The organism is Endozoicomonas arenosclerae (genome assembly GCF_001562015.1).
Classification (GTDB): Bacteria; Pseudomonadota; Gammaproteobacteria; order Pseudomonadales; family Endozoicomonadaceae; genus Endozoicomonas_A; species Endozoicomonas_A arenosclerae.
Window position 1 is genome coordinate 189,848 of the sequence record NZ_LASA01000059.1, and the last position, 12,585, is coordinate 202,432.

Annotated in this window: 12 protein-coding genes; 2 read left to right on the forward strand and 10 right to left on the reverse strand. The window is 48.6% G+C overall.

Going from position 1 to position 12,585, the window contains the following annotated elements; genetic code table 11:
- Positions 1 to 31: 31 nt before the first annotated feature.
- The 4 genes from cyoE to WG89_RS07565 are packed head-to-tail and all read right to left on the reverse strand — an operon-like array spanning position 32 to position 3,495.
- Complete coding sequence (cyoE, locus tag WG89_RS07550) at positions 32 to 952, reverse strand: heme o synthase (protein WP_062263620.1); 921 nt, start codon at positions 950 to 952, stop codon at positions 32 to 34.
- Positions 949 to 2,037, reverse strand: coding sequence for a COX15/CtaA family protein (locus WG89_RS07555; RefSeq protein WP_062263622.1), 1,089 nt, complete (start codon positions 2,035 to 2,037; stop codon positions 949 to 951). Before WG89_RS07555 ends, cyoE begins: the two co-directional genes overlap by 4 nt.
- A 10-nt stretch (positions 2,038 to 2,047) precedes the next feature.
- Entirely contained in the window at positions 2,048 to 2,701 is a 654-nt protein-coding gene (locus WG89_RS07560) for a hypothetical protein (protein ID WP_062263625.1), read from the reverse strand.
- Positions 2,701 to 3,495: an SURF1 family protein gene (locus WG89_RS07565; protein ID WP_062263627.1), complete on the reverse strand. Its 795-nt coding sequence runs from the start codon at positions 3,493 to 3,495 to the stop codon at positions 2,701 to 2,703. The genes WG89_RS07560 and WG89_RS07565 overlap by 1 nt, the downstream gene beginning before the upstream one ends.
- A gap of 60 nt (positions 3,496 to 3,555) precedes the next feature.
- Here WG89_RS07565 and WG89_RS07570 point away from each other — a divergent pair, with 60 nt between their 5' ends.
- Positions 3,556 to 3,771: a twin transmembrane helix small protein gene (locus WG89_RS07570; protein WP_062263630.1), complete on the forward strand. Its 216-nt coding sequence runs from the start codon at positions 3,556 to 3,558 to the stop codon at positions 3,769 to 3,771.
- A 50-nt stretch (positions 3,772 to 3,821) separates the two neighbouring features.
- On the opposite strand, the gene WG89_RS07575 is transcribed toward WG89_RS07570, so the two are convergent.
- Genes WG89_RS07575 through coxB form a run of 4 tightly spaced genes read right to left on the reverse strand, consistent with a single transcriptional unit; the run spans position 3,822 to position 8,155 of the window.
- Positions 3,822 to 4,718, reverse strand: a complete 897-nt coding sequence (locus WG89_RS07575) for a cytochrome c oxidase subunit 3 (RefSeq protein ID WP_062263633.1) — start codon at positions 4,716 to 4,718, stop codon at positions 3,822 to 3,824.
- A 10-nt stretch (positions 4,719 to 4,728) separates the two neighbouring features.
- Complete coding sequence (locus WG89_RS07580) at positions 4,729 to 5,298, reverse strand: cytochrome c oxidase assembly protein (RefSeq protein ID WP_062263636.1); 570 nt, start codon at positions 5,296 to 5,298, stop codon at positions 4,729 to 4,731.
- A complete protein-coding gene (ctaD, locus tag WG89_RS07585) occupies positions 5,298 to 6,899 on the reverse strand; it encodes a cytochrome c oxidase subunit I (protein ID WP_062263639.1) in 1,602 nt (533 codons plus the stop codon). The genes WG89_RS07580 and ctaD overlap by 1 nt, the downstream gene beginning before the upstream one ends.
- An 11-nt stretch (positions 6,900 to 6,910) precedes the next feature.
- Positions 6,911 to 8,155 (reverse strand): cytochrome c oxidase subunit II, encoded by a 1,245-nt coding sequence (coxB, locus tag WG89_RS07590; protein ID WP_079253709.1) that lies wholly within the window; start codon positions 8,153 to 8,155, stop codon positions 6,911 to 6,913.
- Between the two features lie 1,248 nt (positions 8,156 to 9,403).
- On the opposite strand from coxB, the gene WG89_RS07595 reads away from it, so the two are divergent.
- A complete protein-coding gene (locus WG89_RS07595; RefSeq protein ID WP_153301474.1) occupies positions 9,404 to 10,054 on the forward strand; it encodes a hypothetical protein in 651 nt (216 codons plus the stop codon).
- 119 nt (positions 10,055 to 10,173) lie between these two features.
- On the opposite strand, the gene WG89_RS07600 is transcribed toward WG89_RS07595, so the two are convergent.
- Positions 10,174 to 10,461: a YheV family putative zinc ribbon protein gene (locus WG89_RS07600; protein ID WP_342669252.1), complete on the reverse strand. Its 288-nt coding sequence runs from the start codon at positions 10,459 to 10,461 to the stop codon at positions 10,174 to 10,176.
- A 55-nt stretch (positions 10,462 to 10,516) separates the two neighbouring features.
- Entirely contained in the window at positions 10,517 to 12,556 is a 2,040-nt protein-coding gene (gene prlC, locus WG89_RS07605) for an oligopeptidase A (RefSeq protein WP_062263648.1), read from the reverse strand.
- Positions 12,557 to 12,585 lie beyond the last annotated feature (29 nt).

Consider the following 12,585-nt stretch of genomic DNA (forward strand, 5'->3'; position numbering starts at 1 on the left):
AATGCCTTCAGCTCCCTGAAATACCACTGAGTCATTCAGTCCATAAATAGAACGCGTAATGATCCACCAGCAACACCACAAAGAGCAACATCAAATAGGTGATGGAATACCTGAATGTCTTGATGGCGGCATGAGGTCTGCTTTCGCGAAGCAGGGCAATCGCCCAGTACAGGAAACGTCCACCCAGAGCCAGTGCTCCGGCCAGATAGATAATGCCACTCATACCTGTCAGGAAAGGCAGAACACTGGCAATAATCATGATCACTGTATAAAGAAGAATATGCAGCTTGGTATAAGCTTCGCCGTGAGTAACGGGCAGCATGGGAATATCAGCCTTGGCATATTCATCCTTGCGATGGATCGCCAGGGCCCAGAAATGGGGCGGCGTCCAGGCAAAAATAATCAGTACTAACAGCAGGGCGTGTCCTTCAAACTGTCCTGTCACTGCCGTCCATCCCAGCAGGGGAGGAGCAGCACCGGCAATACCACCAATGACAATGTTCTGAGGTGTGGCTCTCTTCAGAATCAGTGTATAGATCACCGCATAACCAATCAGGGAAGCCAGTGTCAGCCAGGCAGTCAGGGCATTGACCAGAAAGACCAGAATCCCCATGCCCAGTACACCGAGCGTGAAGGCAAACAGAAGAGCCTGAAGAGGTTCAACACGTCCTGTGGCTACGGGCCTTTTGTGAGTTCTGGCCATAACGGTATCAATTTGCCGATCAACGACATGATTGATGACAGCGGCGGAAGCTGCGGACAGGGCAATCCCCAGATTACCGAAGATCAGAATATCCAGTGGCACCAGCCCGGGTGTAGAAAGACACATGCCGATGACAACGGTTAACACCATCAGGGCAACAACCCTTGGCTTGGTCAACTCAAGATAGTCGCGCCAGTGAGCGGATTCCTGCAGAGATGCACTGCCGTTTTTTTGAATGACCTTACTCATGATTGAACCTCACCGAATCCTTCAGATACGTTCAGACGGAAGTTAAGAGCGACCAGAGTCAATAGCAAAACAGCTCCTCCCAGGTTATGGGCTACGGCTACTGAAAGTGGAAGACTGCCCAGGATATTGCTGATCCCTAACGCAACCTGCACTAGCAGCGCCAGCAACATCAAGGTTGCCAGTGTTCTCAAACTGCTTTGGCCGTTATTAGACGACTGAGCATTGCCATATCGGAACACTTGAAAAAACAGAATCAGCAGCAGTACTGTGGTCACCAGAGCGCCCAATCTGTGTAAAAGATGTATAGCAGTCCGGGCTTCAGAGTCCATTTTTCCCCCCAGATAATTCGGCCCGATGGACTGACTGAAATTCAGGCCATCGGCAAAATCAGCGTTCGGAAGCCACTGTCCCTGACACATGGGAAAATCAGGACAGGCCAGGGCAGCATAGTTAGAACTGGTCCAGCCTCCTAGTGAGATCTGTAAGATCACCACCAGAAGCCCGGCACCGGCCAACCCTCGTATTCGCTCTTTCTGTTCAGAGGAGGGGAGTTTCGTCCAATTCAAACCCGACAGACGAAGAGTCAGTAGAAACAACAAACTGAAAGTAGCGAAGCCTCCCAATAGGTGCGCCGTCACTACCTGGGGCCATAACTTCAATGTCACAGTCCACATCCCGAAAGCAGCCTGCAGAATAATCAGCGCCAGAATAAACATGGGCAGTTTCACAGGCAGCCCAGGCTCTGACCGGTTTTTGAATGCCTGAATGGCAATCATCAGAACCAGCAACAACAAAGAACCAGCAACATAACGATGAACCATTTCTGCCCAGCCTTTATCCACTTCGACGGGCGCATTGGGAAATAATGTTTCAGCGTGGGCAATTTCCTGAGCCGTTTCAGGTACCGTCAGAAAGCCATAACACCCGGGCCAGTCCGGACAACCCAGTCCAGCATGCACCAGTCGTGTATAAGCTCCCAATCCGACAACGACAGCAGCCAGCAAAGTCGCAAAGAGAGAGAGATAAAATCCTTTTCTTTGGGGTTTTGTACGGCTTATTGTTTTTGTAATCGATGCTGTTGTCATAGAACACCTTTCAACCGATGTTTGAAGCTTTTAATAACTTCCTTAAGTCCTTCAACAAGTCTCCACCGTACTGCCCAGGCTGGTACTTCATCATGATGTTGCCCAGAGGGTCGACGATGTAAAATCCATTAGAGGGCCACTTTTTTTCCTCTGAGTTTTCCCCTGAGTTTTTCCCTAAAGCGTTAAAGACCGACTCTTTTGTGCTGCCTAGCCGAATCAAGTCAGGATGCTCGTTCAACACGCTCTGGTTCACATCAGGGTTTGATATCGGTGTGATAAAAAGCCTGATAACCCGGTCACTGTCTCTTCCCAGAGCAAGATGTGCCTGCCGGGTTTGATAGAGGGCATCCTGACATGCCTGATCGGAGCAGGCGCCATCACCGAATACCAGAATGCCCCAGCGTCCCTCCAGTCCTTGCAGATCAAAAGCTTCCTGATTTTTCTTGAGCATCATGCTTTCAAAGCTGACGGGTGGTAAAAGCAGTTCCCCCTTATTGGTGCGACCTTCTGGCACAAACTGAGTACCAAAAAAATAAAAGTACCAGGCCAGTCCCATAGCCAGAGCAGGCATAAGAATCACCAGAGCCAGCTGCCAGCGACCTCTGGAACTTTTGCCATTGTGGGCATGTCTATCCGCCGTCTTTGCGGCAACGTCCTGTCCCATTATTTATCTCCTCTGCCGGTCGCTGATACCGGTTCATGTTGTTTTTGTTGGCTCAGGTCTGGTTTCTGACCCAAAACGGGTTGTTCTTTCAAACCCGCCGATCGCATCTGCCAGAGATACAGGCCAAGCAGTACCAGAGCCATTAAAAACCATTGAATAGCGTAGCCGAGATGTTTCTGAGAGGTAGTTTTCATCGTCAGCGGACGAATCAGATAAGCACCAGGCTGATTCCCTCCCAACCTGAGGATGTAGTGAGGCACAATACTTCCCAGCGCTTCGGACATGCGATCAAAGTTGATTGCCTGAATGCGCTTTGGCCACTCATCTCTCCAAATGTCTTCCCCGAGGGTAAAGGGTGTCCCCAGTAACCGGTATAACTTACCTGTTAACTGCAAATCTTCTGCTGGCGTTTGTATTTCTGGCAGTAATTCTCGGCCCTGGGCAGGCATCCAGCCCCTGTTGATCAGCAGCTGCTGACCCTCATCAGTCATAAATGGCATGATCAGGTCATAGCCTGCACGCCCTTCGTGAATCTGGTTATCAAGGAAAAAGGCCTGATCAGAAAGAAAACGACCACGGACACTGACTGGCAGATACATGGAATCAGCATACTGGCTGACATCAGACAGACTGATGGCAGGCATGGTTTGTCGCGCTGTCAGGGTTTGCTCAAGCTCGAGCTTTTCCTGATATCGGGACAACTGCCAGAACCCCAGCTTGACCAGAAGGGGCAAAAGCAGCACCACCAACAGCGACAACTTAGTGCGATAACTAAACTGGCTATACTTCAACATCTGGTGCTCTACCAAACTCCACTGTTATTCTGGTCTAAAAAGATCAGCAGGGAGCTTTATATGTGGTTAAAAATTATTATTGTTCTTCTTTTTCTTGCAGTGCTTTTCTGCCTGGGCAGAGGTCTGTATTTTCTACTTAAAGGGGGTGGCAACTCCGCCAAACTGGTGAATTCGCTCACCGCCCGGGTCGGCCTGACCGCCCTGATCATGTTGATCATTGTGGTAGCCTGGCTTTTCGGAGATGTTCACAGTAACGCTCCCTGGCTGTACCGCTAAACAACAGGAGTCGGTTACCGCCACTTCCCCCAGGAAGTGACGGACTCTCCTCATATCAGATAGACAAAAATAAACAAACCGATCCAGACCACATCCACAAAGTGCCAGTACCAGCTGGATGCCTCAAAGGCAAAATGGTTATCCGGCTCAAAATGCCCCTTATAGATGCGAATCAGCATGATCAGGAGCATAGTGGCTCCAAGGGTTACGTGCGCCCCGTGGAATCCGGTCAGAATAAAGAATGTTGATCCGTAGATACCTGCACTCAGTGTGAGCCCAAGCTCATTGTAGGCTTCAGCATATTCTTCAGCCTGGAAGTACAGAAAGGCAAAGCCCAGGATCAGAGTGAGAATCATCCAGACTTTAACTTTGGTTCTTTCTGCTTTTCTGAGCGCATGGTGAGCAATGGTCAGAGTGATACTGGAAGCCACCAGCAGCAGAGTATTTATCAAAGGCAGATGGAACGGATCAATTAAACCCTGAGCTCCCGGAAAGGTTTCATTATCCGGGTTGGTCAGAAGTGGCCAGTCCGCTTCGAATTCGGGCCACAGGTGTTCATGGGTAGAAACACCATCGCCTTCACCAGCCAGCCAGGGCACAGCAAAGTAACGAATATAAAAGAGCGTTCCGAAAAAGGCGGCAAAGAACATCACTTCGGAAAAAATAAACCAGCCCATACCCCAGCGAAAGCTGCGGTCCATCTGGTCACTGTAGAGCCCTTTTTGAGACTCTTCGATGACAGTACTGAACCAGCCAAACATCATGTAGGCCATGATCAGGGAGCCACCAAAAAACACATAATGTGCAAACGAATCTTTTACCCCGGCAGACATGTCATTCATCATCATGCCTGCACCTAACAGCATGGTAAAAAGACCTATCGAGGCAATGATCGGCCACTTGCTCTGGGCCGGAACATAATAGGTACCTTCACCTTCTTGAGCCATCAGAATCTCCTCAGGACGGCAGTGTCCTCTCTCCCATTGTCGTCACGTCAAACAGGGTGTACGACAGCGTTAGTTTGGTGATATGCCGGGGTAATGCCTGATCCACAATAATTCTCAGCGGCATGATTTTTTCTTCGCCTGCTTCCAAAGTCTGGGTGGTGAAGCAGAAACATTCTACTTTGTGCAAATAGTTGGTGGCCTGAAACGGTGAAACGCTGGGAATGGCCTGACCAATCATGCGCTCACCGGTTGGGTTGCGGGCAAAAAACTCCAGCTCTCCAACCTGTCCGGGATGAACTTCCACTTCGGTAATACTGGGCTTAAAGTCCCAGCTCATCTCAGCATTTTTTGTGGCCACAAACTGCACTTTAATTTTTCGGCTGGTATCCACCTCAGCCGTTTCAGCACTGTACTGATAAGGGTTAGGATCGGTCTTGCCATTGAGCCCCGTGACTTTGCAGAACACGTTGTAAATAGGCACCATGGCAAACCCGAATCCAAACATCCCCCCAGCCACCAGACCTGTCTTGATAACAGTTCTTCGCGACAGATCGACCGGGGCTTCGTCCTTCTCACTCATTACTTCACGTCCGGTGGTGTGGTGAAGGTGTGATAAGGCGTGGGTGAAGGCAGGCTCCACTCCAGACCTTCTGCACCTTCCCAGCTTTCCGCTTTGGCTTTTTCGCCGCCTCTGATGCACTTGATCACAATGAACAGGAACAACAGCTGTGTGGTACCAAACATGAAGCCACCAATACTGGCCATCATGTTGAAGTCCGCAAACTGCAGGGCGTAATCAGGAATACGACGAGGCATTCCCGCCAGTCCGATAAAGTGCATGGGGAAGAAAGTCAGGTTCATGCCAATAAAGGACATCCAGAAATGCGTCTTGCCCAGCGTCTCGTCATACATGTGACCCGTCCACTTGGGTAACCAGTAGTAGACTGCAGCAAAGATTGCGAAGATGGCTCCAGGAACCAGCACGTAGTGGAAGTGAGCCACTACAAAGTAGGTGTCATGGTACTGGAAGTCAGCAGGCGCAATAGCCAGCATCAGCCCTGAGAAACCGCCAATGGTGAACAGCACCACAAAGGCGATACTGAACAGCATAGGTGTTTCAAAGGTCATGGCGCCCCTGAACATGGTGGTTACCCAGTTAAAAACTTTCACTCCGGTAGGCACAGCAATCAGCAGAGTGGCGTACATAAAGAACAGTTCACCCACCAGCGGAATGCCCACTGTGAACATGTGGTGCGCCCAGACAATAAACGACAGGAAAGCGATACTGGCTGTGGCATAGACCATTGAGGTGTAACCAAACAGAGGCTTTCTGGCGAACGTGGGCAGAATCGCTGACACGATCCCGAAGGAAGGCAGGATCATGATGTACACTTCCGGATGCCCGAAGAACCAGAAAATATGCTGGAACAATACCGGGTCACCGCCACCACCGGCATTAAAGAAACTGGTGCCGAAGTGGATGTCCATCAGCATCATGGTCACGGCACCGGCCAGTACAGGCATGACTGCTATCAACAGATAAGCGGTAATCAGCCAGGTCCAGACGAACAGCGGCATCTTCATCATGGTCATGCCAGGTGCCCGCAGATTCAGAATGGTGGCGATAATATTGATCGCCCCCATGATCGACGAGATTCCCAACATGTGAATGGCAAAGATAAAGAACGTAGTAGACGGCGGCGCGTATGTGGTTGATAGCGGCGCATAGAACGTCCAGCCAAAGTTTGGACCACCCCCCTCCATAAACAATGTGCTCACCAGCATCACTGCAGCAAAGGGCAAAATCCAGAAACTCCAGTTGTTCATCCTGGGCAGAGCCATGTCTGGCGCACCAATCATCAATGGAATCATCCAGTTGGCCAGCCCGACAAAAGCCGGCATAACCGCACCGAATACCATTATGAGACCATGCATGGTGGTCATCTGGTTAAAGAAACCGGGATCGACAATCTGCATACCCGGCTGGAACAGTTCTGCCCGGATGACCATCGCCATCGCACCACCGGTCAGGAACATAATAAAACTGAACCAGAGATACATGGTGCCTATATCTTTATGGTTCGTGGTCAGCACCCAGCGCATCAGTCCCTTGGCAGGACCGTGATGATCATGATGCTCGTTTGGCTTTTCATTAGAACTTGTATCTGTCACAGCAGTCATGGTTGCATTCCTCACAGTCCAGCCTGATGTGTATTGATTGCCGGCTCATTAACCGTCGGCTTACTGACAACAGGGGACTTGTCTGAGCTTTCAGTGTCTGCTGCCTTGTATTCCCCGGTTTTCTTGTATTCCAGAATCTGCTTGGGCGTGATGAGATCACCGGTATTATTACCCCAGGCGTTTCTTTCGTAGGTAATAACAGCCGCCAGATCGACTTCGCTCAACTGGGCAGCAAAGGCCTGCATGGCTGTGCCTTTCTTGCCGTTCACTACGATATCGATATGAGCCTTGATCTGATCTTTCTCGATAGCCATCTTCGATCCCTTGAGAGCAGGGAAGATCGGAGGCATACCTTCACCATTCACCTGGTGGCAAGCAGCACAAACTCTTTCATAGGTCTTCTTGCCGCGTTCCATCAGTTCAGCCATGGTCCAGTCTTTAGTGGTCAGCTCCCGCTCTTTGGCTGCAGCTTCTTTCTTCTCGTCCAGCCACTTGGCATAGTCTTCCGGTGTTCTGGCATCGACCACAATAGGCATGAAGCCATGATCCTTTCCGCAGAGCTCCGCACACTGGCCACGGTAAATACCCGGGCGTTCTATCTTGGTCCAGGCTTCGTTAATAAAGCCCGGGATAGCATCCCGTTTTACGGCAAAAGCAGGCACCCACCAGGAATGAATAACGTCAGCAGCTGTCACCAGGAACCGAATTTTTTTGCCTGTAGGTAATACCAAAGGCTCATCCACTTCCAGCAGGTAATTGGGATCTTTACTGCGAACGTTGTAGATCTGTTCAGGTGCTGTTTGAAGATTACTGAAAAAGGAAACTTCTTCTCCCAGATATTCATACTGCCACTTCCATTGATAACCGGTAATCTTGATATCAATTTCAGCTTCGCTGGTATCATAAATATCAATCAGCGTTTTAGTGGCTGGAATGGCCATGCCCACCAGAATTAAAAATGGAATGGTCGTCCACAGTATTTCAACCAGCGTGCTTTCATGAAATGGGTGGGGTTTTGCTCCTCTTGATTTCCGGTGCATCAAGATGGAATAAAACATGACGCCGAATACAAGAACACCAATGACCACACAAATAATAAATATGGTCATATGGAGATCGTAAATCGAACGGCTGACTGCGGTAACGCCTTCAGTCATATTGACTTCCCAGTCTGCTAATACGCGAGCTGGAATCAAAAAAGCTGACAGACTGGCCAGGAACCATAAGAAAGTCTTACCGATTCCTTTAGGCGTCATGAAAGAAAGTCGTTTGCTGAAATTTAAACGAGCGAAAGAAACCAAGCCTCTGCTTGACTCCGGCCAAGATAATAATGACCGATTTGTTCGACAACCGCTGCCGTAACGGAATCTCGCCACTTGTAACATCCGGGGTGGGCGATCTTTACCGCTCATGGCTGCTTTTATCAAAAGAAAGAGAGCTAGTGCGTGCTGCATCATTCCCTTACATCCCCTGACTGTCCGCCCAGACCAGGCGGAGACTTCTTATTATTATTGAGCAGACCCAAAGCCTTGCTTTCAGAGGTGTTGGAGCAGTAACCGAAAGGATCCGGACAGGCATACCTGTATCCAGAACAGCGCTTACTGACTTGATTTATTGTCGTTAGCCCCTATCGTCCAAACTTATCCCTACTGGACAGAGCCATCACAGCATCTTGCCTGAAAAACCTCAGAGCACTTTAACCAACAGACCTTCCAAGCAGTCTTTACCTCGATATTTCTTTATTCCATCAGGACAAAGAAATACCACGTTAGACTGTATGCGGAAGTTCAAAGTGCCAATATTCAACCGCAAGCGACCGTTAAGTAACTGACAACGTCATACTACTTCGGACCCAACCTGCAAAACCCACAACACAGGAACACCCTGCAAATACCAATACCCGTGAGACGCATTGCGTGACAAATTCAGTCTGACAATAATCGCTCACTGAGTATAGTCCCAGAACCTCATTAAACAACATGATTGCAGGAAATGAAAAGAGTCTTGTTAAAAAATATCTTGATTTAAATTGTCACTTGTCGTTTAAATAACAATAGAATTATTTTAAACAGAAGTTTTATAGAGGAGTAATTCGAGGATCGGACTTTAGATCGCTCGTCTTTATTGAACAAAAGAACAGCTGTTTGTTTTCCATTTAAATGAAGGCTGGTTTTTGCCCCTTGCTTTGTGATCCCTATCACGTATTCATATTTAACTTTTACCTCTTCACAAAAATTTAATTATACCTTCAACATCCACCGCCAGACTTAACTTCAGAGCATATATAGTGCGTCATTTTTTTGACTGCACAAGCAGTTGCACTTTTTCATTTTCATCGTTTTTTTCAGTGTTTTTTTATTCCAACTTTAATGAATAAAAGATCTTCACATTATGAAAAAGAGGTATTTAAAAAAGCTTGTGTTCTTATTAGCACTATGGTCTTTTATCAGCTTCAAGAAGACGTTGCAGTACCCACTCTAATCTCAACCGCAACGGAGACAATCATGGACGTGCAGGCAATAAGCAATCTGATTGATTGCGCCCGAAAGCACGAAGAAGGCTCCAGCCATCTTCAGTCGCTTGTCTGTCAGCAACTGGAACAGTTGCACCACACTATCGAACTTCCTGAAGACATGGCCTGTGAAACCCTGCTGAAGTTTGCAGATGAATACATAGATCATGTCCCCAACTTTCTTGAAGCGCTTGACCAGGCCTCAAGAGAACTGGAGATCGAGAACTTCATTTCCCCCTTCCTGAGCATTGCTGAAGAAAACTTTCTGGCTCCCGTACTTCAATCCCATACTGAAGTAGGTTTATTCGACCTGTTGGATAAAGCCTACTTTGCTCATCGCCTGATTGAAGAGGTAAACGACAGTTATTTGTCCAAAACTGGCTGCACACTCATCCCTATGAATATGACCTGGGCCAACCTGATCATTCACGCCATTCTCGGAGAAGAGTTTGGAAATGAGCTGGACCGGATTGTAGAGCAGACGGTAAGACAGATGATGCGCTCGCAGGAAATTTATAACGATCGTATGTTCAAGGACTTCGTCAATAACCGTAATCCGGAGCAGTGGGTTTCGACCTGGTCCAAGTGGAACTGTCTGTCGAGCCGTATGGGTATTGAACTGAAGTTTACGTCAGCAGCCTGAACCCGACCGCTGGCGATTGAAGTAGACGTTAATGCAGAGGACTGTATTTGAAAATATCCAGCCACCTGCGAGCTATGAATGAATAGCTTCTCAGAGTCTGGCAACCGTTGTTTTCGAACTCAAGGCTGTTGATCCAGTATTCGTACGATCTGAACACCGTTGTCCTTATCAGCATCATCTTTCGACTTCATATCTTCTGGGGAGACCCTCGTGACTGGAGGTTTCCCCGCAAGAGAAGGGTCTTTTTCCATTACATCTGAAAATCCGCAATCCACGCATTCGCGAAAATTCTCACCGTTCTCACTGAACATTCTTACCGAATCCTGATGACCACAGGATGGGCAGACTGCTCCCGCGATAAACCTTTTCGTTGTCATAGCTTCAACACACTGAAGCCTTGGGATCATATGGCCCCAAGGCTTGATTACTTCAACAAGTTTTGAGCTTCTGGCTCAAAACATTCTAATTAGCAGTGATGCCTGAGTGACGCAGCAGGGCGTCCACTTCAGGTTCACGGCCACGGAAATTCACAAACAGTTCCATAGGTTCGGAGGAGCCACCTTTCTCCAGAATTTCATGAAGGAAGGACTCACCGGTTTTACTGTTGAAAATACCTTCTTCCTCAAAGCGGGAGAAAGCATCGGCAGACAGCACTTCAGCCCATTTGTAGCTGTAGTAGCCTGCAGCATATCCACCAGCAAAGATATGGCTGAAACCATGCTGGAAGCGATTGAACGAAGGTGGAATCACTACAGAAACCTGACTGCGAACTTCGCCCAGAACTTCCTGAACACTTTCTCCATCACTGAAGTTCTTGTGCAGTTTGAAATCAAAGAGTGAAAACTCCAGCTGACGCACCATCATCATGGCCGACTGAAAGTTTTTAGCCGCCAGTAACTTATCCAGCTTGTCTTTTGGCAGAGGCTCTCCGGTTTCAAAATGACCAGAGATCAGGGCCAGTCCTTCTTCTTCCCAGCACCAGTTTTCCAGGAACTGACTGGGCAGCTCAACGGCATCCCAGGCTACACCATTAATACCGGATACCGCTGAATAATCCACCTGGGTCAGCATGTGATGCAGGCCGTGACCAAATTCATGGAACAAAGTAACCACTTCGTCATGAGTCAGAAGCGCAGGCTGATCACCCACAGGCGGAGTGAAGTTACAAGTCAGATAAGCAACGGGTAGTTGAACTTTGTCTTGTACTTTGCGGCGTACCCGGCATTCATCCATCCAGGCCCCACCGCGCTTGTGTTCACGAGCATAGAGATCGAGATAGAAGCGACCGATCACCTCGCCATCGCGAATGACATTATAGAAACCCACATCTTTGTGCCAGGTTTCAACATCTGTCACCTTCTCAAAAGTAATGCCAAACAGACGCTCAACAACAGAGAACATGCCGTTGACTGCTTTCTCTGAAGGGAACCAGGGACGCAATTCCTCCTGGGAGATCGCATAGCGCTGCTGTCTCAGCTGCTCGCCATAGTAACCGATGTCCCAGGCTTGCAGGTCTTCAGCACCGTGTTCTTCTTTGGCAAAGGCTCTCAGCTCATTCAGTTCTTTCTCTGCCTGAGGTTTGCTGCGACGAGCCAGATCTTCCAGAAACTCCATGACTTTATCAGTAGAGTCGGCCATTTTTGTGGCCAGTGAGTATTCTGAATAGTTGTTAAAATCGAGCAGCTCCGCCAGTTCCTGACGCAGTTTGAGAATCTCATTTATATTTTCTGAGTTATCAAACTCGCCAGCATTCGGCCCCTGATCAGAAGCTCTGGTGCTGAACGCAGTGTAAACCTCTTCACGAAGAGATCGGTTGTCTGCATAGGTAATCACAGGGAAGTAGCTGGGAAAGTCGAGATTAAGCATCCAGCCTTCGCTATGGCCTTTGGACTCGGCGAGTTGCTTTGCTCCTGCCAGAGCGGACTCCGGAAGCCCAACCAGTTCTGATTCATCGGTGATCAGCTTGGACCAGGCCATAGTGGCATCCAGAACATTGTCAGAGAACTTGCTGGTCAACTCAGAAAGGCGCTTCTGGATTTCTCCGTAACGGGCTTTCTTCTCTTCAGGAAGCGCTACACCGGCCAGTTTGAAATCACGCAGATTGTCAGTGATAACTTTCTTCTGAGCCTTGTCCAGAGTTTCAAACTCGGGAGACTCAGACAACTTCAGATAAGCCTGATAAAGATCCTGATTCTGACCCATGCGAGTAGAGTATTCAGAAAGCAGAGGAAGACATGCATTGTAGGCATCCCTTAACTCATCGGTATTAACAACCGCATTCATGTGACCAACAGGTGACCAAGCCTGGCTGAGTTTGTCACCCAGATTATCCATCGGTTCCTGCAGAGTCTTCCAGTTGAATGCCTGAGCTTTATCAGCCAGAAGTGCGTCAACCGCCTGCTCACTCTCGGAAATAATCGCTTCAACAGCCGGCTGAACATGCTCCGGTTTGATCTTGGTGAAAGGAGGCAGTTCGCAGGTTTCCAGCAGTGGATTACTCATATTTCAGGTGCTCTTCTGTACGTTCTTGT

Coding starts and splice junctions, on each gene's coding strand:
- WG89_RS07575 (WP_062263633.1), bottom strand. CDS start 4,718: ATGGCTCAAGAAGGTGAAGGTACCTATTATGTTCCGGCCCAGAGCAAG.
- prlC (WP_062263648.1), bottom strand. CDS start 12,556: ATGAGTAATCCACTGCTGGAAACCTGCGAACTGCCTCCTTTCACCAAG.
- WG89_RS07580 (WP_062263636.1), bottom strand. CDS start 5,298: ATGAGTGAGAAGGACGAAGCCCCGGTCGATCTGTCGCGAAGAACTGTT.
- coxB (WP_079253709.1), bottom strand. CDS start 8,155: ATGACGCCTAAAGGAATCGGTAAGACTTTCTTATGGTTCCTGGCCAGT.
- WG89_RS07570 (WP_062263630.1), top strand. CDS start 3,556: ATGTGGTTAAAAATTATTATTGTTCTTCTTTTTCTTGCAGTGCTTTTC.
- cyoE (WP_062263620.1), bottom strand. CDS start 952: ATGAGTAAGGTCATTCAAAAAAACGGCAGTGCATCTCTGCAGGAATCC.
- WG89_RS07565 (WP_062263627.1), bottom strand. CDS start 3,495: ATGTTGAAGTATAGCCAGTTTAGTTATCGCACTAAGTTGTCGCTGTTG.
- ctaD (WP_062263639.1), bottom strand. CDS start 6,899: ATGACTGCTGTGACAGATACAAGTTCTAATGAAAAGCCAAACGAGCAT.
- WG89_RS07595 (WP_153301474.1), top strand. CDS start 9,404: ATGGACGTGCAGGCAATAAGCAATCTGATTGATTGCGCCCGAAAGCAC.
- WG89_RS07555 (WP_062263622.1), bottom strand. CDS start 2,037: ATGACAACAGCATCGATTACAAAAACAATAAGCCGTACAAAACCCCAA.
- WG89_RS07600 (WP_342669252.1), bottom strand. CDS start 10,461: ATGATCCCAAGGCTTCAGTGTGTTGAAGCTATGACAACGAAAAGGTTT.
- WG89_RS07560 (WP_062263625.1), bottom strand. CDS start 2,701: ATGGGACAGGACGTTGCCGCAAAGACGGCGGATAGACATGCCCACAAT.